The sequence below is a fragment of the Paenibacillus popilliae ATCC 14706 genome (assembly GCF_000315235.1).
GTDB lineage: Bacteria > Bacillota > Bacilli > Paenibacillales > Paenibacillaceae > Paenibacillus_B > Paenibacillus_B popilliae.
This window is the reverse complement of the sequence record NZ_BALG01000419.1, coordinates 1-597: the sequence shown is the minus strand read 5'-3', so window position 1 is coordinate 597 and position 597 is coordinate 1. Positions and strand designations below refer to the sequence as shown.

Sequence of the window (597 nt, the reverse complement as noted above, 5' to 3'; positions counted from 1 at the left end):
CGACCCGGATTTGTTCAATCGGCTTGAATCCTGCTTCGGTCTGAACCAAGGTGCCATTCGCGAAATCTGCATACGCAAGAGGAAGGCTTGTAAACGAAAGAGCAATCAATAATATCAAGGCTATAAATTTTTTCATATTCTTCTCCTTTTTATAAAAGAAATTCAATCAATAACTGCGTTCATAATCGCGGCTAAGGAATGCTGTAGTCCATAGATTTCTTGAACATAATTCGATCAATAACCACTTCTTTACCCCCTTCCTGTATGAGAGATTAGTATTTGTTGTTAAAAAATACCGTTCTTGAGTATAACAAAAATGGTGATTTATGTGTTGGAGTATTGTAATAATTACCTGACTGGTGGATTTTCGGCATGCATGATGTTTGAAGAAAATGGAGGAATTGAATATATTGTAGTAGATATATTCACCGATGCAAGAAAGAGCCGTTGAGGAAAGAGGGACTGACCCCATATCGTGAGACAAATCACTCTGGCTGGAGCACACCTACAATGTAATCCTTTTAGGCCCGCCTGGGGTGGGAAAGACTCACCTGTCAGTGGGGCTTGGAATCGAAGCGTTGGAGCGAGGGCATCGGG

The 597-nt window shown here is 41.2% G+C and carries 1 pseudogene; it reads left to right on the top strand.

What is annotated here, in order from left to right:
* Positions 1-491 precede the first annotated feature (491 nt).
* Positions 492-597: pseudogene (locus PPOP_RS21310) on the top strand (ATP-binding protein); the annotation flags it as partial.